Source organism: Streptomyces sp. PU-14G, from assembly GCF_041028275.1.
Lineage (GTDB): Bacteria > Actinomycetota > Actinomycetes > Streptomycetales > Streptomycetaceae > Streptomyces.
In genome coordinates this window covers 16,314-37,561 of record NZ_JASKYT010000019.1, presented here as the reverse complement: position 1 = coordinate 37,561, position 21,248 = coordinate 16,314, and the positions used below count along the sequence as shown (strand labels likewise).

The following is a 21,248-nucleotide window of genomic DNA, read 5'->3' as shown; positions in this document are numbered from 1 at the left end:
GCTCCGCTGCGGCCCGTTCCGCTCCGGGCTGCTCCGCCGGGGACGACGCGCCGGACGCCTCGCCCTCGTCGGCGCCCTGCTCGGGCCGCTCGGCCGGCGCCGGGGMSCCSGCGGGRGCSGTCGCCTTACGGGTGGCGCGGCGSCGRGTGCGCGCGGGGGCCGGGGCGTCGGCGGCGTCACCGGCCTGCGAGCCTTCGGGCCCCTCGGGGGCCGCGCCCGGCGAGGTGCCGGCCGCGCTGTCCCGCACGGTGTGGGCCTCGGTCTCGGAAGCGGACGCGTCGGCTCCCGTGGGCGGGCCCGCGGGGCGGCTGGCGGCGCGGCGACGGCGGGGCGGCAGCGTGTCGCTGGGCGTGCTCAGCGCACCGCCCGCGGTCTGCGGCCCTCCGGCGTTTCCGCCACCGGCGGTGGCCTCGCCGGATACGACGGACCCCGTGGAAGCGGCGGCTGCTGAGCCGGCCGCCGTCCCATCGGAAGCGGCGGCACCGGTCGCGGGGGGCTGGGTCTCGTTGGATTCAGTTGGTTCGAGCATGCGGGCGGTTCTCCCGTCACGCTCCCGGGCGCCGCGCTCGTTCGTACCGGGGCGGCCCGCCGAGGGGGCGGGCCGCTCTCCGGGGCGCGGGCGCCGCACGGGAGCTGTTGTCTCACTCGCCGGTTCCGGCCCTGGTCCGGCCCGGCTACGGCGAAAGTCTGCTGGTCTGTGCGCTCGCCTGCCGTACAGCGGCCCGGGTGGCTCCCTGGCGTGCGTCAGCGGCGGCGCGCGGCTTCGGCGGCGCTCCTACGCGGTGTCGCCCGGCACCGTCCCGGCGCTGGATACCCCGGCGCCTGTGGGCTCCGGGACCGCGTCACGGTCGGGTGCGAACGGGTCGGTCACCGTGCCGTTCTCCTCGTCGAGCGGCCCCTGCGCCAGCCTGGTCACCGCTGCGGGGACCGGCGGCGCCAGGTCGGCCGTAGCGCGGAGACCGGACAGGACGTCGTCGGGTCGTACGGCAGGTGTCACGTGTCGTACTACCAGCCGCAGTATCGCACAGCACCCCTCGCCCGGCCTATCGGCGGCATCATCGGCGGAGGTGACAGACAGTGCGAGGACGGCGGCGCGGGCGTCGAACGTGCGGATGCCCTTCTTGGTCCGGCGCTCGACCTCGACCGTCTCGGCCGCCAGGAACGCCTCGGCCGCGGCGCGCGCCGTCTCCGGCTCCACGCGAGCGAGCCGCAGCTCCCACTCGGAGGCCTCGAGCCGGTCGCTGAAGTCGGAGCCGTGCGCCTCGACCGCGTCGACGACGTCGAGGCCGTCCGGCATGTAGGCGTCCAGCAGCGCGCGCAACTGCTCGGGGTCGCGCCGCTGGACGAGGGCGATCTCCAGGTACTCCGCCTCGCTGCCGGTCCCGGTCGGAGCGGCGTTGGCGTAGCTGACCTTGGGGTGCGGGGTGAACCCCGCCGAGTACGCCATGGGCACTTCGGCGCGGCGCAGGGCCCGCTCGAAGGCACGCTGGAAGTCGCGGTGGCTGGTGAACCGAAGGCGGCCTCGCTTGGTGTAGCGCAGACGGACGCGCTGCACGGCCGGTGCGGGCGGCGGGCCTTCGGGCTGTCGCTTGCCCAGTGGTTCTCTCCTCGGTGCCGGGCGGCACGCTCAGGCGGGCCGCCCTGTCTGACAGGACGATACGAAGGCGGAGGTCCGCACCGGCCGCCCGGCGGCGCCGCGCGAGCGCGGGGCACCTCACCTGCGGCCGAACGCCACGCGTCCTCGCGGGCCCGTCCCCGGGCTTCCCCCGGGGTCGGTACCCGGACGCGTTGTGCGTTTGTGCGGATGATCCTTCTGCCCAGGGTACGCGGCCGTGCTACGGCAGCGGCTCCCGCTCCCGGGAGCGGGGCGCTCCGAAGAGGGCGCGCCGCGTCTCGGCGCCGGCCGCGCGGAGGGAGGCCCGGGCAGCGCCGAGGGCCGCGCCCACCGAGCGCCCGGCGTCGCGCAGGGTGCGGCCGACCGCGCGCCCGGCGTCGCGCAGGGAGCGGCCGACCGCGCGGGCGGCCCGGGCCGTGGGCCGCCACACCCCCGCGCGCAGCGCGCGGCCCACCGGCGCGAGCACGTACCGCCACAGTGCGACGAGCGGCACGATCAGCAGCACGTACAGCCCCCGGCCGGCGAACCGGAAGAGGGCGACGGTCACCCGGCCCGCCACCTGCCAGGCCACCACGGCCGCCCCGGCGATCTCCCGGACGACCAGGGCGAGCGCCCGTCCGAGCGGCGCCAGGACCCAGCGGTGCAGGGCGAGTGCGGGGACGACGAGCAGGTGGCGGCCCAGCCACGCCAGAGCCGCTCCGGCGCCGCGGACGGCGGCCACCAGGGCGTGGCCCAGCGGGGTGAGGACGTGGCGGTGGAGACCGGCCGCCGGTGCCACGACCAGCCACCGCCACAACCAGGCCGCGACCGCGCCCACGCCCCTGCCCGCGGGTGCCAGCACCCGACGCCACAGCAGCAGCACGGGCAGCACCAGCAGATACCGTCCCAGCAGGCCGAGACCGAGCCCGGCACCCCGGGTGAGCGGCGCGAGGACGTGGGCGTACAGCCATACGGCCGGAACGACGACGAGGAGCCGCACGAGGGAGGCGATCCCCTCCGCCAGTGCGCGCCCTGCCATGACCAGGCCGCGTCCGACGGCGGCCAGCCCGCCTCCGAGGGGCCTCAGGAGGTGGCGCCACAGGCCGACCCAGGGCCACACGAAGAGGGCCTTCGCGGTCCAGGTGAGCGCGAGTGCGAGGGCCCGGCACACGGGAGCGAGCAGATTCCGCCACAGCCGGCCCGCGGGCGTCACGACGCACGTACGGCCCAGCCATGCCAGCCCGCGCCACAGCGGCACCAGCACGCCCCTGCCTACCGCGCGCCCGGCCAGCCGCAGCCCGTCCCACACCAGGCGGACGGGCAGCACCAGGACGAACATCACGATCCGCACCGGCCACCGGACGACCGCGGTGAGGCAGCCTTCCGGCCCTTCGCCGCGCGGAGCCGCCCCGTGGCGTGGCTGGTATGCGTTCACGCGGAAGAGGACGGGGAGGAGGACGCCTCCGGTTCGGCCGCCGGTGTGGCGATCCAGTAACGGAGCTTGACCCCGCGCCGGTCCTCGAAGACACCCCCGCACGCCTCGATCACCCTGCGGGACGCCACGTTGTCGTGATCGCAGGTCACCAGCGCCCGCTCCAGACCGAGCGCCGCGGCACGCGGCAGGGCGGCACGCAGCATCGCGGTCGCGTACCCGCGGCGCCGCGCGGTCGGCCGCACGTCGTACCCGATGTGGCCGCCGTACTCCAGCAGCATGGCGTTGAGCCGGTGGCGGACGGCGATGCGGCCGTAGTACGCGTCGCCGTCCACGTACCAGAAGGTGGTGGTGGGGACGAAGCCGAGGGCGGCGGCCGTCTCCTCGGTGGCCTGGCTGCGGGCGAAGGCCACGTACTCGGCGAAGACGTCCGCGTCCTGCCAGCGTTCCCCGAACCTGCGCATGTCGCGGGCGATCGCCGAGCCGTCGTGCGGCGCACCGCGCCCCTCGGCGGCGAACTCCTCCATCGCGGCGACGAAGGAGCGGTGGACGACGGGCGTGGGCTCACTCAGCTGGGGCATCGCGCCAGTGTGCCAGCGCGGGTGACCAGGCGGGTCCGGGAGGTCGGCGGGGGCCGTGCCCGGCCCCCGCCCGCGCCTACTTGACCACGGTGAGCGGCAGCAGCTTCTTGCCGGTGGGCCCGATCTGGATATCGGTGCCCATCTGCGGACACACCCCGCAGTCGAAGCAGGGGTCCCAGCGGCAGTCGGGGACCTCGGTCTCGTCGAGGGCGTCCTGCCAGTCCTCCCAGAGCCAGTCCTTGTCGAGGCCGGAGTCGAGGTGGTCCCAGGGCAGAACCTCCTCGTAGGAGCGCTCGCGGGTGGTGTACCAGTCGACGTCGACGCCCGTGCCCTCCAGCGCCTCGGCGGCCGAGTCCATCCACAGGTCGTAGGAGAAGTACTCGCGCCAGCCGTCGAAGCGCCCGCCGCGCTCGTACACCTCGCGGATGACCGCGCCGACACGGCGGTCGCCGCGCGAGAGCAGGCCCTCGACGATGCCCGGCTTGCCGTCGTGGTAGCGGAAGCCGATCGAGCGGCCGTACTTCTTGTCGCCGCGGATCTTGTCGCGCAGTTTGCCCAGGCGTGCGTCCGTCTCCTCGGCCGACAGCTGCGGCGCCCACTGGAAGGGGGTGTGCGGCTTGGGGACGAACCCGCCGATGGAGACCGTGCAGCGGATGTCGTTGGACTGCGCGACCTCGCGGCCCTTGGCGATGACGTTGACGGCCATGTCACCGATCTGGAGGACGTCCTCGTCGGTCTCGGTGGGCAGCCCGCACATGAAGTACAGCTTCACCTGGCGCCAGCCGTTGCCGTAGGCCGTGGCGACGGTGCGGATCAGGTCGTCCTCGGAGACCATCTTGTTGATGACCTTGCGGATGCGCTCGCTGCCGCCCTCGGGGGCGAAGGTGAGGCCGGAGCGGCGGCCGTTGCGGGTCAGCTCGTTGGCCAGGTCGATGTTGAAGGCGTCCACCCGGGTGGAGGGCAGCGAGAGGCCGACCTTGTCCTCCTCGTAGCGGTCGGCCAGCCCCTTGGCGACGTCGCCGATCTCGCTGTGGTCCGCGGAGGAGAGGGAGAGCAGGCCGACCTCCTCGAAGCCGGTGTTCTTCAGCCCCTTGTCGACCATGTCGCCGATGCCGGTGATGGACCTCTCCCGCACCGGGCGGGTGATCATGCCGGCCTGGCAGAACCGGCAGCCCCGCGTGCAGCCGCGGAAGATCTCCACGGACATCCGCTCGTGCACCGTCTCCGCCAGCGGGACCAGCGGCTGCTTGGGGTAGGGCCACTCGTCCAGGTCCATGACGGTGTGCTTGCTGACCCGCCACGGCACACCGGAGCGGTTCGGCACGACGCGGGAGATCCGGCCGTCGGGCAGATACTCCACGTCGTAGAAGCGCGGCACGTACACGCCGCCGGTCTTGGCCAGGCGCAGCAGCACCTCGTCCCGGCCGCCCGGGCGGCCCTCGGCCTTCCAGGCCCGGATGATCTCGGTGACCTCCAGCACAGCCTGCTCGCCGTCGCCGATCACCGCGACGTCGATGTAGTCGGCGATCGGCTCGGGGTTGAACGCCGCGTGCCCGCCCGCCATCACGATCGGGTGGTCCTCGGTGCGGTCCTTGGCCTCCAGCGGGATGCCGGACAGGTCGAGGGCCGTCAGCAGGTTGGTGTAGCCCAACTCGGTGGAGAAGGAGACGCCGAACACGTCGAAGGCGCCGACGGGGCGGTGCGCGTCCACGGTGAACTGCGGGACGTCGTGCTCCCGCATCAGCTTCTCCAGGTCCGGCCAGACGCTGTAGGTGCGCTCCGCCAGGACGCCGTCGCGTTCGTTGAGCACCTCGTAGAGGATCATGACGCCCTGGTTGGGCAGACCCACCTCGTACGCGTCCGGGTACATCAGCGCCCAGCGGACGTCCGTCTCGTCCCACGGTTTCACCGTGGAGTTCAGCTCACCGCCCACGTACTGGATCGGCTTCTGGACGTGCGGGAGGAGGGCCTCTAGCTGGGGGAAGACCGACTCGACGGACATCTGATGAGCGCACTTTCACTGGGGGTGACCCCGGACGGGCTCCGGGGAGGACAGGGCCGGTCGTCCAGAGTAACGGTTGTGGCCCGCACTCCCGATGGCTCCGCCCTGGCTCCCCTGTGCCCCCTACGCCGCTATCGGCTTCTGGGTGCGGATGGACTGCAGCAGGCCCACCGCGATCCAGACGGCGAACATGGACGTGCCGCCGTAGGAGACGAAGGGCAGCGGCAGTCCGGCGACGGGCATGATGCCCAGCGTCATGCCGATGTTCTCGAACGCCTGGAAGGCGAACCAGGCGATCACGCCGGAGGCGACGACGGTGCTGTAGAGCGACGTCGATTCCCGCGCGATCCGGCAGGCGCGCCAGATGAGGACGCCGAGGAGGACGATGATGAGCCCCCCGCCGACGAAGCCGAGTTCCTCGCCCGCGACGGTGAAGACGAAGTCGGTCTGCTGTTCGGGGACGAACTGCCCTGTGGTCTGGGTGCCCTCGAAGAGGCCCTTGCCGGTGAGGCCGCCCGAGCCGATGGCGATGCGGGCCTGGTTGGTGTTGTAGCCCACGCCCGCGGGGTCGAGCGCGGGGTTGGCGAAGGCCGCGAACCGGTTGATCTGGTACTCGTCGAGCAGTCCGAGCGCCCACACCAGCACCGCGCCGACGGCCCCGGCCAGGCACAGCCCGATGACCCAGCGGTTGGAGGCGCCGGAGGCCAGCAGGACGGCGAGGACGATCATGACCAGCACCATGACCGAGCCGAGGTCGGGCATCGCCAGGATGATCACGATGGGCAGAGCCGCCATGCCGAGCGCGTGCAGCACGGTGCGGTGGTCGGGGTGGTCCCGGTCGCCGGCGTCGACCTTGGCGGCGAGCAGCATCGCCATGCCGAGGATCACGGTGATCTTGATGAACTCGGCGGGCTGGACGGTGAAGCCGCCGCCCAGGTTCAGCCAGGCCCTGGAACCGTTGATGGTGGCCCCGAGCGGGGTGAGGACCGCGAGGGCGAGCAGCACGGTGACGCCGTAGAGCACCGGCACGGCGCTGCGCAGCCTGCGGTGGCCGACCCAGACGGTGGCCCCCATCAGGGCGACGCCGATGACGAGGCTGATGATGTGCCGCACCAGGAAGTACTGCGGGTCTCCCTGGTTGAGCTCGGTGCGGTTGCGGGTGGCGGAGTAGACGAGCAGCGAGCCGATGACGGCGAGGACGGCGCCGGACAGCAGCATGATCCAGTCCATGCGCCACACGACCGAGTCGCGTGCGGTCAGCCGGTTCCAGGCCGAGCGCTTGCGGGGGCCGTAGCCGTCCAGCGCGAACGTGCGGGTGGTCATCGCCCCTCACCTCCCGCGATCTGACGGGTTTGCTGCGCCTGGCGGGCGCCGTCGCGTTGTCGCTGCTGCCGCTCGCCCTCGTGCCGCGCGGCCTGGGCCTCGCCCCGGGTGTCGGGGGTTTCGGCGGGGGGTTCGGCCTCGCGGTGCTTGGCGGCGTCGTCGGCGGGGCGCTTGTCGCGCTCGGCGACGATGGTGCCGTCCTTGGAGATCTTGGGCAGCGAGGTCTGCGGCTTGGGCAGCAGTGCCTTCTTCTTGTCGATGCTGCCGTCGTCGCCGACGCCGTACATCGCGTCGTAGATGTTGCGCACGGCGGGCCCGGAGGCGCCGGATCCCGTACCGCCCTGGGAGATGGTCATCACGACGGTGAAGTCGTCGGTGTAGGTGGCCAGCCAGGAGGTGGTCTGCTTGCCCGCGACCTCGGCGGTACCGGTCTTGGCGCGCATCTTGATCTTGTCCTGGGGCCAGCCGGCCTCGCCGAACCGCCAGGCCGCCGAGCCACGGGTGGCGACGCCCTGGAGCGCCTTGTCCATCTGGCCCAGCGTCTTCTTGGACAGCGGGAGCTTGCCGTGCGACGTCGGCTCGATCTCGTTGACGGTCTTGCCGTCGGGGCTGATGACCGCCTTGCCGAGGGTGGGGTCGTAGAGGGTGCCGCCGTTGCCGAGGGCGCCGTAGATGGTGGCCATCTGGATGGGCGTGACGAGGGTGTCGCCCTGGCCGATGGAGTAGTTGATGCTGTCACCGGCGCGCATCTTCATGCCGGAGACGCAGTTCTCCTTGGCGATCTTCTCGGCGTAGCTGGGGTTGCCGCCGCCGTCCTCGGCCTGCTTGCACCAGGCGTCCTTGTTGGCTTCCCAGTAGTTCTTCTTCCACTCGCGGTCCGGGACGCGCCCTGAGACCTCGTTGGGCAGGTCGATGCCGGTCTTCTTGCCGAGCCCGAACTGGTGGGCCGTCTTGTAGAAGTAGTCGTGGGCGCCCTTCTTGGGCATGTTCCCGCCGTCCTTCTTCCACTCCTTGTGGGCAAGTCGGTAGAAGACGGTGTCGCAGGAGACCTCCAGGGCGCGGCCGAGGTCGATGTTGCCGTAGCCCTTGGACTCGTAGTTCTTGAAGACCTGGCCGCCCACCTCGTAGTCCGAGGAGCAGTTGTAGTCGCCGTTGAAGGGGTAGCCGGCCTTGACGGCGGCGGTGGTGGAGATGACCTTGAAGATCGAGCCCGGCGCCGACAGGCCCTGGATGGAGCGGTTGAGCAGCGGGTAGTTGGAGTCCTTGCCGGTGAGCTTGGCGTACTCCTTGCCGGAGATGCCGCCGACCCAGGCGTTGGGGTCGTACTCGGGGTTGGAGGCCATGGCCACGACGCGCCCCGTCTTGTTCTCCATGACGACGACGGCGCCCGCGTCGGCCTTGTAGTTGCGGCCGGTGTTCTTGTCGAACTCCTTGCGCGCGTTCTTCATCGCCTGGTCGAGCTGGGTCTCGGCGACGGCCTGGACGCGGGAGTCGATGGAGGTGACCAGGTTGGAGCCGGGGCGCGCCTTCTCGCTCTCGGCCTCGCCCATCACCCGGCCGAGGTTGTCGACCTCGTAGCGGGTGACGCCCGAGCTGCCCCGCAGCTTGCTGTCGTAGGTGCGCTCCAGACCCGAGCGGCCGATCTCGTCGGAGGGCAGGAAGGGGGAGTCGGTGTCCTTGGCCTTCTCGATCTCCTCGTCGGTGACGGGCGAGAGGTAGCCGAGCGCCTGTGCGGTGTTCGCCCCGTACGGTGCCGCGTAGCGGCGGACCGCCTCCGGCTCGGCGGTGATGCCGGGGAAGTCCTCGGAGCGCTCCCGGATCTGGAGGGCCTGCTTGGGCTTGGCGTCGTCGGTGACCGGGATCGGCTGGTAGGGCGAACCGTTCCAGCAGGGCTGCGGGGTCTCCGCGTCGCAGAGGCGGACCTTCTGTTTGACGGTCTTGGCCTCCATGCCGAGGACCTTGGCGAGCCGTTCGAGGACGGCCTCGCCCTCGTCGTCCTGCTTCATCAGCTCGGTGCGGGAGGCGGAGACGACCAGCCGGGTCTCGTTGTCGGCGATGGGCACCCCGCGGGAGTCCAGGATGGACCCGCGCACGGCCGGCTCGACGACCTGCTGGACGTGGTTGCCCTTGGCTTCCTTCTGGTACTCGTCGCCGTTGCGGATCTGGAGATACCACAGCCGCCCGCCGAGCGTCAGCAGCAGCGACATCACCAGGACCTGAATGGCGATCAGCCGAATGGTGACCCGGGAGGAGCGGCCGGTCTCAGGAATGTTGCTCACGGCGCGCAACGCCTCCTCACGGGGCGGTGGTCGGGCTCGGGAGACCTCGGGGCGCCGGCCGGGCGCGGGAGGGCGTTGCTCACAGCCGCTTGACCCCCTTGATCTTGCCCGCCTTGGCCCGGCCGCCGCTCAGGTCCATCGTCTTGTTGCGCGAGGTGCGCTTGCCCGCCTTGGCGCCCTTGCCCGGCTTTCCGCCCTTGCCGAGGAGGCCGCTGCCCGAGGGGCTGAGGCTGGCGCCGGAGGCGAGCCAGCCGTAGGCGCGCATGCCGCCGCCGGCGCTGCCGCCGCCCGGTTCGGCGCCGATCGGATCCTTCTCGCCGCGCCGGGCCAGCGACATCACCAGGGGGACGACGAACGGCGCGAGCAGCAGGTCGTAGAGGGTGGCGGTGGCCAGCAGCCCGGTGAGGCCGGCCTGCCGGGCCGCGGTGTCGCCGACCAGCGCGCCGACGCCCGCGTACAGCAGGGTGGAGCCGATCGCGGCGGAGGCGACGACGAGCATCGGGACGGTCGCCGAGCGGTGCTGCCCCGCCTCCGGCTTGGTCAGGCCCGCGGCGTAGCCGATGAGGCAGAGCACCAGCGCGTAGCGCCCCACGGCGTGGTCGGCGGGCGGGGCGATGTCGGCCAGCAGTCCGGCGACGAAACCGACCAGGGCGCCTGCGGTGTGGCCGTAGACCAGCGCGAGGCCGAGGACGGTGAGCAGCAGCAGGTCGGGGACGGCCCCGGGCAGTTGCAGCCGGGCCAACACGGTGACCTGCACGATGAGGGCGACGACCACGAGAGCGGCCGTGAGAAGCATCCGGTTGACGTACAGCACTGCGGATCAGCTCCTGGGCGAGGGTTCGCCGCCGGGCGTGGCGGTCACGGTCACCGTGGGTGCGGGCTTGGGCTTGGCGGGCTTCTTGGACTTGAGGACCTCGTCCCTGGGGTCCTCGCGCGGGGGCTCGACGACGATGCCGACCACGTCCAGCCGGGTGAAGCCGACGTAGGGCTTGACCTGGACCGTGCGGGTGAGAGTGCCCTTGTTCCGCTCGACCTTGGTGACCTCGCCGACGGGCACGCCGGGCACGAACGGCTTGTCGTCGCTCGACCCGAAGGTGACCAGCCGGTCGCCCTTGTCCACCTTGGCCTTGCCGTTGAGGAGCTGGACGCTGAGCGCGTTGCCGCCGCGCCCCGTGGCGAAGCCCAGTTCGTTGGTCTTCTCCATGCGGGTGCCGACGGTGAAGTCCGGGTCGTTGGCGAGCAGCACGGTCGAGGTGGAGGAGCCGACGGTGGTGACCCGGCCGACCAGTCCGTCGCCGTTGAGGACGGTCATGTCGCGGCGGATGCCGTCCTCACGGCCCGCGTCCAGGGTGACGGTCCACGAGAAGCCCTGCGCCGCGCCGATCGCGACGACCTGCGCGCCCTTGACCCCGTAGCCGCCCGCGCCCGCGGTCTTGAGGAGCTTGTCGAGTTCCTTGGCGCGGGCGCGGTTGCGGTCCTTGGAGCCGAGTTGCTGCTTGAGCGCCGCGTTCTCCTGCTCCAGGCGGGTGATTCTGTCGTGGCGGTCACCCGAGTCGCGGACGGCGGCGATGGCGTTGCCGACGGGGTCGACCGCGGAGGCCACGCCGCTCTCGACCGGGCCGAGCGCGGAGGCGGCCCCCTGCCGTACGCCGTCGAGCGGAGACTGCTCGCCCCCTCTGAGATCCACCGTGATCAGCGCGAACGCGATGGCGATCAGCAGGACGAGCAGCAGCCGGCTTTCTCGTGTGTCCCTCACGTGCGGCGGCCGTGCCTTTCTGGTGAGGCAGCCCCGCCGGGGCGGGGTGCGTGACGGCGGCCGCCACTGGGCTTAACGACCCGCCGCTGAACGGTCAGTTATTGCGGTTGTCGCGAACAGATGTGCTGTGTGTTCGCCGGTCAGCGGCGTGGTTGGGCGTCGAGCACCTGCTGGAGCGCCTCGAACTCCTCGACGCACTTGCCCGAACCCAGCGCGACCGAGTCCAGCGGGTCCTCGGCGATGTGGATGGGCATGCCCGTCTCCCGGCGGAGCCGCTCGTCCAGGCCGCGGAGCAGGGCGCCGCCGCCGGTGAGCACGATGCCGCGGTCCATCACGTCGCCCGACAGCTCGGGCGGGCACTTGTCGAGCGTCGTCTTGACCGCGTCGACGATGGCGTTGACCGGCTCCTCGATGGCCTTGCGGACCTCGCCCGCGGAGATCACCACCGTCTTCGGCAACCCGCTGACCAGGTCGCGGCCGCGGATCTCGGTGTGCTCGTCCTTCTCCAGGTCGTGCGCCGAACCAATGGTGATCTTGATGCTCTCGGCGGTGCGCTCGCCCAGCAGGAGGCTGTACTCCTTCTTGATGTGCTGGATGATCGCGTTGTCCAGCTCGTCGCCCGCCACCCGGATGGACTGCGCGGTGACGATGCCGCCGAGCGAGATGACCGCCACCTCGGTGGTGCCGCCGCCGATGTCCACCACCATGTTGCCGGTGGCCTCGTGCACCGGCAGGCCCGAGCCGATCGCCGCGGCCATCGGCTCCTCGATGATGTGCACCTGGCGGGCGCCGGCCTGGGTGGACGCCTCGATGACGGCACGGCGCTCGACGCCCGTGATCCCGGACGGCACGCACACCACCACCCGGGGCCGGGCGAGATAACGGCGTTTGTGGATTTTCAGAATGAAGTAGCGGAGCATCCGCTCGGTGATCTCGAAGTCGGCGATGACGCCGTCCTTCAGCGGCCGGACCGCGACGATGTTGCCAGGGGTGCGGCCGATCATCTTCTTGGCTTCGGCGCCGACCGCGAGGATTCCGCCCGTGTTCGTGTTGATCGCGACGACGGACGGCTCGTTGAGGACGATCCCGCGACCCCTGACGTACACCAGCGTGTTGGCGGTCCCGAGGTCGACAGCCATATCACGGCCGATGAACGACATGTTGGTTCCCATGGATGCGTCTGGCCTTCCAAGTGGGGCGATGTGGAGTGCGGCTACGGAAGGATGGGGTTACGCGCCGGGTGCGTGCTCAAAGCGCGAGGGTTCCATCGTAGACGCGCTTGCTCGAACACGTGGAGACGGTTCCTTCGCCATTGTCGGCGGAAGTGGGAACGCCCACCGTAATGGTGACGTCGTGTCGGAGCCGGTCTGAGCGCCTTCCGCGCCTCAATCGGCCCTCCGCACCGGTAAGCCGCTCACCTCAGGCAAAACTCGGGAAAAAAATCTTCATCTCCCGCTCCGCGGACTCCTCGGAGTCCGAGGCGTGAATGAGGTTCTCCCGCACGATGGTGCCGAAGTCGCCGCGTACGGAGCCGGGAGCGGCGGCGATCGGGTCGGTGGGCCCCGCCAGAGCCCGCACCCCCTCGATCACCCGTTCGCCCTCGACGACCATGACGACGGAGGGACCCGACGCCATGAACTCCATCAGCGGCTCGTAGAACGGGCGCCCCTCGTGCTCGGCGTAGTGCTGCTCCAGCGTGGCGCGGTCCAGGGTGCGCAGCTCGAGAGCCGCGAGGGACCAGTCCGCCTTGCGCTCGATACGGCCGATGATCTCGCCCGTCAAACCACGTCGGACGGCGTCGGGCTTGAGGATGACGAGGGTGCGCTGGGGCATGGTGCGGTGCTCCTTGGCTGGTCGTGCGACGGCTGGGCGCACCTCCCGGCCGGAGTCCCCCGGCCGCCGCCGGGAGGTACCCCCAAGGGGAGGGCAGGCTCCGCCAGGCCGGGCGCGGTGACGCGACGTGAAGCCCGGCGGTCAAAAGAGGCTACACGGGTGAGGGAAACCGGTCTCACGCAGCGTCGGGCTCGGGTGTGCCCTGGGCCGCCGCCTGCGCGGCGAACCGCGCCTTCGCTTCGTCGATCTTCCTGCCGAAGTGCACCGAAGCCCACCACAGCGCGGCGAAACAGGCACCCAGGAAAAACATCGTCGGAACGATGAAACCACTCGCGATCAACGCGATCTGGAGCGCCCAGCCGAGCTGCACGCCACCCGGACGGGTGAGGAATCCGCACAGCAGCACACACAGCACCATCGCGATACCGCTGACCGTCCAGACGGTGGAGACCGAAAGGTCACTCGTTCGCATCGCGACCAATCCGGCGAAACCGATGATGAAGAATTCACCGATCAGCGTGGACGCACCCAGCATGCGCATCTAGCGCCTCCCTCGCAGCAGCAGCCGGGCCTCGCCGACCGTGATGACGGAGCCGGTGACCAACACCCCGGCCCCCGCGTACTCGCCCTCCTCCTCGGCGAGGGTGACCGCCTCCTCCAGCGCCGCGTCCAGCCGGGGCTCGACCTGGACGCGCTCCTCGCCGAAGACCTCCACGGCGACCGCGGCCAACTCGTCCACGTCCATCGCGCGGTGGCTGGAGTTGCGCGTGACCACGACCTCCGCGAGCAGCGGCTCGAAGGCCTCCAGCAGCCCGCGGACGTCCTTGCCCGCGCTCGCGGCGACGACTCCGACCAGCCGGCTGAAGTCGAAGGCCTCGCTGACGGCCTCGGCGGTGGCCCGTGCCCCGCCCGGGTTGTGCGCGGCGTCCAGCACCACCGAGGGGCTGGTGCGCACCACCTCCAGCCGGCCGGGCGACGAGACGGAGGCGAAGGCCTGGCGCACCACGTCGATGTCGAGGGCGCGGGCCTGCTGCCGGCCGATACCGAAGAAGGCCTCCACGGCGGCCAGGGCCACACTCGCGTTGTGCGCCATGTGGGCGCCGTGCAGCGGCAGGAACACGTCGGGGTACTCGCCGCCGAGACCGCGCAGGGTCAGCTGCTGACCGCCGACCGCCACCTGCCGGTCCACGATGCCGAACTCCATGCCCTCGCGCGCGACGGTGGCGTCCACCTCGACGGCCTTCTTCAGCACGACGGAGGCCGCCTCCACCGGCTGCTGGGCCAGCACCACCGTGGCGTCGGGCTTGACGATGCCGGACTTCTCCACCGCGATCGCCTCGGGCGTGTCGCCGAGCCGGTCGGTGTGGTCCAGCGAGATCGGGGTGATCACCGCGACGTCCGCGTCGATGACGTTGGTGGCGTCCCACCTGCCGCCCATGCCCACCTCGACGACGGCGACGTCGACCGGCGCGTCGGCGAAGGCCGCGTACGCCATGCCGGTGAGCACCTCGAAGAAGGAGAGCCGGTAGTCGTGCTGGGCGTCGACCATCCCGACGTACGGCTCGATGTCGCGGTAGGTCTCGATGAAGCGCTCCGCGGAGACGGGGGCGCCGTCGATGCTGATGCGTTCGGTGACCGACTGCACGTGCGGGGAGCTGTAGCGGCCGGTGCGCAGTTCGAAGGCGGACAGCAGCGCCTCGACCATGCGGGCCGTGGTGGTCTTGCCGTTGGTGCCGGTGATGTGGATGGAGGGGTAGGAGCGCTGCGGCTCCCCCAGCACGTCCACCAGCGCGGCGATGCGCTGGACCGAGGGGTCCAGCTTCGTCTCGCCCCAGCGGGTGGCCAGCTCCTCCTCCACCTCGCGCAGCGCCCGGTCGACCTCGGGGTCCTCGGGCCTGGCGGGGACGACGTCCGGCTGCGGTGGCCCGGCCTGGGCCCGCAGGGTGCGGCTGCCCGCCTCGATCACCGCGAGGTCCGGGTCGCGGTCGGTCTCCTCGCCGACGATCTCCTCGAACGCGTCGGGCGACTCGTCGGGGTCGAGGGGCTCCGCGGGCTCGTGGAGGGACGGGTCGGGTTCGTGGGGCTGGGGCTCGTCGCTCACGCGGACCAGTCTACGTAAGGGTGGCGTGGCGGGCGCAGCCCGCCGGGTGGCGCCGGGCCCGCCGCCCGTCAGCCGCGCCGGGCCGCGCGGTCGGCCTCGTCCGCGGCCTTCTGCAGGGCGTCGAGAACGGCTCGCGGGGACGGCCCCTTCGGGTCGACCGCCTTGCCGACGGAGCCCTGCACGCGGGTGCGCACGGTCGGCCAGGACGTTCGTCCCACGGGTTGGAACTCGGCGTCCGGCATCTGGTCGATGAACCGGCGCAGCGGCTTGCCCGAGGGGTCCTTGCGCAGGGCGCGTGAGCCGGAGACGGTGACCGGCAGAGTGCCCTGGCCGTTGCCGTACTGGCGCACGGAGGTGACCTGGTAGAGGAAGTTCAGGAACGCCGAGCACTGCTCGCGGCGACCGCCCGCCTTGAAGGCCATCAGCCAGTCGGAGAGGCCGACGGGCGGTGCGGCGCCGCCGTCCTCCTTGGGGAAGGCGGCGTGCGCGTAGGGGAACTTGGCCTTGTGTGCGGTGCCCAGCAGCACGGGGTGCGCGTTGAGCATGCCGATCTGCCCTTTGAGGAAGCCCTCGTAGGCCTTCGTGCGGGTCAGCTTGTCCGGGTGGGCGCCGGCCAGCCCTTCGGCGACCATGCGGGTGCGCAGCCAGGTCAGCGCGTGGATGTTCTCGCTCTTGACGAAGTCGTACCCGGCGGTGCTGGCGTATCCGCCGTCGGCGGCCAGCATCCAGGCGAGCGCCTCGTCCTCGGCTGCCTCCGGGCCCAGCGCGAGTCCGTACGGGGTGGGCACGCCCGCCCGCTTGAGCGCCTGGGCCGCGGTGCGCAGCTCCTCCCAGCTGCGGGGCGGGCCGCTGATGCCCGCCTTCTCGAAGAGGGCGGTGTTGTAGAACAGGCGCGGGGTGCTGGCCAGGAACGGGATCCCGTACTGCGCGAAGTTCACCTCGCCCGCCTGGGCGAAGGAGGTGATGAAGTCGGCCTGGACCGGGATCTTGAAGACGTCGCTCGCGGGGAAGAGCTTGCCGTCCTCCGCGTAGCCGGCGAAGACGTTGCCCTGGGAGATGTCGGGCGGGTTGCCGTCCTTGACCCGCTCGGCGAGCTCCTTGTCGATCCGGGTGAAGGGGACGAGCTGGAGGTCGACCTTGATGTCCGGGCGCTTCTTCTCGAACGCCTTGATGACATCGCCCCACTGATCGGTGAGGCCCGAGCCGACGCTCTTCTCGTAGCTCGAGGCGAGCACGGTGAGCGTGGTCTCGTCACCTTCGCTCGAACACCCGGTGAGCCCGAGGCCCGTCGCGGTCGCGAGGGAGGAGGCGCCGAGGAGGAACTGGCGTCGATGCACTGGTCTTGCCACCCATGGTCGTACGGTCGCTCGTCTCCCCCGCTCGCGGCCGGGGCCCGCCTCGGGCCGCCCCGGGCTCGGCCACGGGCCGCACCGGGGCCTGCCTCGGCCGCGGTGGCAGATTGTGCCATGCAGGCATAGTCTGCTGGCATGCCGGTCGCCAGTAACCCGTCGAGCCCGCTCGCCGAGAGCCCGCCGAGCTCGCTCACCGAGCGCCGCAAGGCGGAGACCCGCACGGACCTCGCACGCACCGCCGCCGCGCTCTTCGTCGAACGCGGCGTACGGGACACCCGGGCCGAGGACATCGCACGGGAAGCGGGCGTCGCACCGCGCACCTTCTACCGCTACTTCCCCACCAAGGAAGAGGCCGTCGCCCCGCTCTTCGCGGCCGGGGCCAGGCAGTGGGTGGACGCCACCCGGGCAGCCCCCGCGCACCTGACCCTCGCCCAGGCCCTGGTGCACGGCACCCGCGAAGCGCTCACCACCGACGACGCGGCCAACGCCGAATCCCTGGAGTGGGTGCGCTCACTGCTGCGGCTGGCCGCGGCGAACCCCGCGCTGCGCTCGGTGTGGAACGACGCCTACCACGCGTCCGAGACCGACCTGGCAGCCGCGCTCGCCGACCGCGCGGGCGACCCCGAAAGCGCCGCCGCACTCCCGGTGCGGCTGGTGGCCGGCACAGCGGCGACGGCGGTCCGGGTGGCCGTCGAGACCTGGGCGGCCGGTGACGCACCGGCCGACGGGCCCGAGGGCCCCGCGGCCCTCGCCGCGCGCTGCATCACATCCCTGAGCGAATCCCCCTGGAGCACGACATGACCGATCTCAACGGCAAGACCCTCCTGATCACCGGCGCCGCACGCGGCATCGGCGCCGAGACGGCCCGGCAGGCCGTCGCCGCAGGCGCCAGGGTCGTGCTCACCGACGTCCTGGAGGACGAGGGCAAGGCCACCGCCGCCGCGCTGGGCGACCGCGCCCGCTTCGCCGCGCACGACGTCACCTCCGAAGAGGACTGGCAGCGCGTCACCGACCACGCCGTCTCCGAGTTCGGCGCCCTCGACGGCCTCGTCAACAACGCGGGCATCTCCACCGGCGCCCCGCTGGAGTCCGTCTCCACCGAGTTCTTCCGCAAGGTGCTCGACATCAACCTGACGGGCGTCTTCATCGGCATCAAGACCGCCGTCCCCGCGATGCGGGCGGCCGGCGGCGGCTCCATCGTCAACATCTCCTCGGCCGCCGGTCTGATGGGCCTGGCCCTGACCGCCGGCTACGGCGCCTCCAAGTGGGGCGTCCGCGGCCTGACCAAGATCGGCGCCGTCGAGCTGGGCACCGACCGCATCCGGCTCAACTCCGTACACCCCGGCATGACCTACACGCCGATGACCGCCGAGGTCGGCATCCAGCAGGGCGAGGGCAACTACCCCAACACGCCGATGGGCCGCGTGGGCGAGCCGGGTGAGATCGCCTCGGCGGTGTGCTTCCTGCTGTCCGACGCGGCGTCGTACATCACCGGCGCGGAGCTCGCCGTGGACGGCGGCTGGACGACCGGGCCGACGGTGAAGTACGTGATGGGCCAGTAAGCCCGCCGGCCGCACGGAAACACGCGCCCCCTCCTCCGCGTACGGAGAAGGGGGCGCTGCCGTCACGGGGCCGCGTCAGGCGAACCGGTCCGGCCGGGCGTCAGGCGAGCCGGTCCAACTGCTGCGTCAGGCGGGCGATGTCCGCTTCGGCGGCGGCCTTGCGGCCCCGGATCTTGTCCACGACGTGCTCGGGGGCCTTCGCCAGGAACGCCTCGTTGGTGAGCTTGGCACCCGTCTGTGCCAGCTCCTTCTCCGCGGCGGCCAAGTCCTTGGTCAACCGCTTGCGTTCGGCGTCCACGTCGATGGCGCCGGACAGGTCGAGGCTGACGGTGGCGCCCGCGACCGGCAGCGAGGCCGTGGCCTGGAAGCCCTCGCCCGCCGGCTGGAGCCGCAGCAGCTGCCGGACGGCCTCCTCGTGCGCGACCAGCGGGGTACCGGCCAGGTCGAGGTCGGCGGGGACCTTCTGACCGGGCTGGAGGCCCTGGTCGGCGCGGAAGCGGCGGACCTCGGTCACCGCCTGCTGCACGGTGGCGATCTCCGCCTCGGCCGCCGCGTCGCGGAAGCCGGAGTCCTGCGGCCAGGCGGCCACGACGAGGGACTCGCCCGCCACGCCGCCGGTCAGCGTCGTCCACAGCTCCTCGGTGACGAACGGGACGACCGGGTGCAGCAGCCGCAGCGTGACGTCCAGGACCTCGCCCAGGACGCGGCGGGAGACCTCGGCGGCCCGCCCGCCCCTGGCAAAGGTGGTCTTGGACAGCTCGACGTACCAGTCGAAGACCTCGTCCCAGGCGAAGTGGCGCAGCGCGTCGGCCAGCTTGGCGAACTGGTAGTCGTCGTAGTAGCCGTCGACCTCGCGGAGCACCGTGTTGAGCCGGGAGAGGATCCAGCGGTCGGTGGCCGCCATCTCGCTCGCGTCCGGCAGCGGCCCCGCGACCGTGGCGCCGTTCATCAGCGCGAAGCGGGTGGCGTTCCAGATCTTGTTGGCGAAGTTGCGGGACGCCTTGACCCAGTCCTCGCCGATGGGCACGTCGGTACCGGGGTTGGCGCCGGAGGCGAGGGTGAAGCGCAGGGCGTCGGAGCCGTAGGCGTCCATCCAGTCCAGCGGGTCGACGACGTTGCCGAAGGACTTGGACATCTTCTTGCCGTGCTCGTCGCGGACGAGGCCGGTCAGCGCGATCGTGTGGAACGGCGGCTCGTCCATGACGTACGTGCCGAACATCATCATCCGCGCGACCCAGAAGAAGATGATGTCGTAGCCGGTGACCAGCACGTCGGTGCCGTAGAACTTCGCCAGGTCCGGCGTCTCGTCCGGCCAGCCCAGGGTGGAGAACGGCCACAGACCCGAGGAGAACCAGGTGTCCAGGACGTCCGGGTCCTGGTGCCAGCCCTCGCCGGCCGGGGGCTCCTCGTCCGGGCCGACGCAGACGACCTCGCCCTCAGGCCCGTACCAGACCGGGATGCGGTGGCCCCACCACAGCTGGCGGGAGATCGTCCAGTCGTGCATGTTGTCGACCCAGTCGAAGTAGCGGGACGACATGTCGGCCGGGTGGATCGTCGTGCGGCCGTCGCGGACGGCGTCGCCGGCGGCCTTCGCCAGCGGGGCGACCTTGACCCACCACTGCATCGACAGCCGCGGCTCGATCGTCGTCTTGCACCGCGAGCAGTGGCCGACGCTGTGCACGTAGGGACGCTTCTCCTGAAGGACGCGGCCCTGCTCGCGCAGCGCGGCGACGATCGCCGAGCGGGCCTCGAAGCGGTCCAGGCCCTGGAAGGGGCCGTGCGCGGTGATCAAAAGACGGTCTGGACGGCGCGCGAGAGGCCCTCGTCCATGGTGAAGCGCTCGCGGGACCAGTCGACGCCGTCACCGAGTGCGGCGGGTGAGGGCGTCCATGAGGGTGTGCTGGAAAGCGTGCCCGAGGTGGAGAGATCCTGTGACGTTCGGGGGCGGGATGACGATGGTGTACGGCGGCTTCTCGCTCTTGGCGTCCGCCTCGAACCAGCCCGCCTCCACCCAGCGCTCGTACAGCTTCCCCTCTACCTCGGCCGGCGCGTACTGGGTCGGCAGCTCTGCGGGGATGGCGCTGTGCGGCCCGTTCGCGTCCGGGCTCTGCTGAGTGTTGTCGGTCACGACCGCCAGTGTACGGGCGCCGATGTCCCGGTCTCGAATCGGTTTGAGGACCGGTGCAGCGCTCGGGGACGGCATCCGTCACTATGTGCGTCAGCGCATTCGACTACATGTTCACGGAGGGGAAGCGCCGCCATGAGTGACAACCAGCCCGGCCCGTACGGCGGCCAGCCAGGCCAGCCCGGACCGTACGGCCAACAGCCGGGTCCCTACGGGCAGCCGCCCCAGCAGCCCGGCGGCCCGAACCCGTACGGCGGCGCCCCCGGGCAGCCCGGCTACGGCTATCCGCAACAGCCCGGCGCGCCGCAGCAGCCTCCCGGGCCCCCGCCCCAGCAGGGCGGGCCCCCCTACGGCTATCCGCAGCAGCAGCCCGGCATGCAGCAGCCCGGCATGCCGGGGCAGCCAGGCGGCCCGTACGGCCAGCCGGGCCAGCCAGGCCAGCCAGGCCAGCCGGGGATGCCCGGGATGCCGACGCCGCCGCCGAGCGGCGGGGGCAAGGGCAAGACCATCGGCATCGTCGTCGCGGCCCTGGTCGTCGTCGGCGCGGTGATAGGCGGCGTCGTCCTCTTCACCGGGAAGGACGACGACAAGGGCGGCGGCAGCGGGGGCGGAGGCGGCTCCTCGGTCGCCGACGACGGCAAGAAGTACAAGCTCATCACGCCCGAGACGGTGGCGACCGAGTACGACAAGAAGCCGGGCTCGGAGAACAACGCCTCCAGCGGGTTCAGCGAGTCCGACCGGCAGAAGTTCGAGCAGTTCGGCGTCAAGGACCCCAAGAGCGTCTCGGCGACCTACGAGAGCGGCGAGGGGATCAACGCCAAGTCGCTCAACTTCGGCGGCATCTACGGCGAGATCGAGAACCCGGACGCGGTTGTCGACGCCGCGCTGCTGATGGTGGCCAAGGAGGCCGACAAGGACCCGAGCACCGGCGGAGGCGGCAAGGCCGAGCTGGACGGCGAGCCGCAGGAGGTCAACCCGGCGGGGCTGGGGGACGACGCGGTGATGAAGTGCCAGAAGGTGAAGTTCACCGCGCCTCCCGGCGACACCTCGGGCATCAAGGGCTTCACCATGCCGTTCTGCATGTGGGGCGACCACAGCACCATCGGCTTCGTGGTGACCGCCTCCTCGGCCGACATGATCAGCGGCAAGGACACCCCCGTGTCCGAGGCCGGTGAGACGACGGCGAAGGTCCGCAAGGACGTGCGCGTGCCGCTCAAGTGAACCCGCGCCCCGCGGGGCGACGAGGGGCCAGGACGGCGCCCGGCGGTCTGTGCCGGGCGCCGTCGTCGTGTCACACACCGCCCGCCG

At 71.6% G+C, this 21,248-nt stretch carries 16 protein-coding genes and 2 pseudogenes; 3 read left to right on the top strand and 15 right to left on the bottom strand.

Translation table 11 applies throughout. The features are described from left to right. The 14 genes and pseudogenes from AB8Z75_RS04370 to AB8Z75_RS04305 all read right to left on the bottom strand — a co-directional run. Positions 1 to 529: pseudogene (locus tag AB8Z75_RS04370) on the bottom strand (ribonuclease E/G); the annotation flags it as partial. Between the two features lie 246 nt (positions 530 to 775). Next, positions 776 to 1,555 carry a TIGR03936 family radical SAM-associated protein gene (locus tag AB8Z75_RS04365; protein WP_369200004.1) on the bottom strand — a complete coding sequence of 260 codons (780 nt, stop codon included), beginning with the start codon at positions 1,553 to 1,555 and terminating at the stop codon, positions 776 to 778. Positions 1,556 to 1,835: 280 nt separating this feature from the next. Continuing rightward, positions 1,836 to 3,029, bottom strand: a complete 1,194-nt coding sequence (locus AB8Z75_RS04360; protein ID WP_369200003.1) for a hypothetical protein — start codon at positions 3,027 to 3,029, stop codon at positions 1,836 to 1,838. Continuing rightward, positions 3,026 to 3,607, bottom strand: a complete 582-nt coding sequence (locus tag AB8Z75_RS04355; protein WP_369200002.1) for a GNAT family N-acetyltransferase — start codon at positions 3,605 to 3,607, stop codon at positions 3,026 to 3,028. Before AB8Z75_RS04355 ends, AB8Z75_RS04360 begins: the two co-directional genes overlap by 4 nt. Before the next feature lie 76 nt (positions 3,608 to 3,683). Then, positions 3,684 to 5,609: a TIGR03960 family B12-binding radical SAM protein gene (locus AB8Z75_RS04350; RefSeq protein ID WP_369200001.1), complete on the bottom strand. Its 1,926-nt coding sequence runs from the start codon at positions 5,607 to 5,609 to the stop codon at positions 3,684 to 3,686. A gap of 123 nt (positions 5,610 to 5,732) precedes the next feature. Further along, positions 5,733 to 6,932, bottom strand: coding sequence for a rod shape-determining protein RodA (gene rodA / locus AB8Z75_RS04345; RefSeq protein WP_369200000.1), 1,200 nt, complete (start codon positions 6,930 to 6,932; stop codon positions 5,733 to 5,735). Continuing rightward, complete coding sequence (gene mrdA, locus AB8Z75_RS04340; RefSeq protein WP_369199999.1) at positions 6,929 to 9,211, bottom strand: penicillin-binding protein 2; 2,283 nt, start codon at positions 9,209 to 9,211, stop codon at positions 6,929 to 6,931. Before mrdA ends, rodA begins: the two co-directional genes overlap by 4 nt. Before the next feature lie 79 nt (positions 9,212 to 9,290). Next, positions 9,291 to 10,022, bottom strand: a complete 732-nt coding sequence (mreD, locus tag AB8Z75_RS04335; protein WP_369200006.1) for a rod shape-determining protein MreD — start codon at positions 10,020 to 10,022, stop codon at positions 9,291 to 9,293. Positions 10,023 to 10,031: 9 nt separating this feature from the next. Continuing rightward, positions 10,032 to 10,967, bottom strand: coding sequence for a rod shape-determining protein MreC (gene mreC, locus AB8Z75_RS04330; RefSeq protein WP_369199998.1), 936 nt, complete (start codon positions 10,965 to 10,967; stop codon positions 10,032 to 10,034). Between the two features lie 140 nt (positions 10,968 to 11,107). Then, on the bottom strand, positions 11,108 to 12,127 hold the full coding sequence (locus AB8Z75_RS04325; RefSeq protein ID WP_326692943.1) for a rod shape-determining protein: 1,020 nt from the start codon (positions 12,125 to 12,127) through the stop codon (positions 11,108 to 11,110). 259 nt (positions 12,128 to 12,386) lie between these two features. After that, entirely contained in the window at positions 12,387 to 12,800 is a 414-nt protein-coding gene (gene ndk, locus AB8Z75_RS04320) for a nucleoside-diphosphate kinase (RefSeq protein WP_369199997.1), read from the bottom strand. A gap of 175 nt (positions 12,801 to 12,975) precedes the next feature. Further along, a complete protein-coding gene (locus tag AB8Z75_RS04315; RefSeq protein ID WP_369199996.1) occupies positions 12,976 to 13,341 on the bottom strand; it encodes a DUF4233 domain-containing protein in 366 nt (121 codons plus the stop codon). Further along, positions 13,342 to 14,901, bottom strand: a complete 1,560-nt coding sequence (locus tag AB8Z75_RS04310; RefSeq protein WP_369199995.1) for a folylpolyglutamate synthase/dihydrofolate synthase family protein — start codon at positions 14,899 to 14,901, stop codon at positions 13,342 to 13,344. A 68-nt stretch (positions 14,902 to 14,969) separates the two neighbouring features. After that, positions 14,970 to 16,238 carry an ABC transporter substrate-binding protein gene (locus AB8Z75_RS04305; RefSeq protein ID WP_369199994.1) on the bottom strand — a complete coding sequence of 423 codons (1,269 nt, stop codon included), beginning with the start codon at positions 16,236 to 16,238 and terminating at the stop codon, positions 14,970 to 14,972. 150 nt (positions 16,239 to 16,388) lie between these two features. Between AB8Z75_RS04305 and AB8Z75_RS04300 the strand changes: the two genes are divergently transcribed. Both AB8Z75_RS04300 and AB8Z75_RS04295 read left to right on the top strand, forming a co-directional pair. Next, positions 16,389 to 17,054, top strand: a complete 666-nt coding sequence (locus tag AB8Z75_RS04300) for a TetR/AcrR family transcriptional regulator (protein ID WP_369199993.1) — start codon at positions 16,389 to 16,391, stop codon at positions 17,052 to 17,054. After that, entirely contained in the window at positions 17,051 to 17,815 is a 765-nt protein-coding gene (locus tag AB8Z75_RS04295) for a glucose 1-dehydrogenase (RefSeq protein ID WP_369199992.1), read from the top strand. The genes AB8Z75_RS04300 and AB8Z75_RS04295 overlap by 4 nt, the downstream gene beginning before the upstream one ends. Before the next feature lie 100 nt (positions 17,816 to 17,915). Here AB8Z75_RS04295 and AB8Z75_RS04290 read toward each other — a convergent pair. Further along, positions 17,916 to 19,943: pseudogene (locus AB8Z75_RS04290) on the bottom strand (valine--tRNA ligase). A 132-nt stretch (positions 19,944 to 20,075) separates the two neighbouring features. On the opposite strand from AB8Z75_RS04290, the gene AB8Z75_RS04285 reads away from it, so the two are divergent. Then, positions 20,076 to 21,161 (top strand): hypothetical protein, encoded by a 1,086-nt coding sequence (locus tag AB8Z75_RS04285; protein ID WP_369199991.1) that lies wholly within the window; start codon positions 20,076 to 20,078, stop codon positions 21,159 to 21,161. Positions 21,162 to 21,248: the final 87 nt, after the last annotated feature.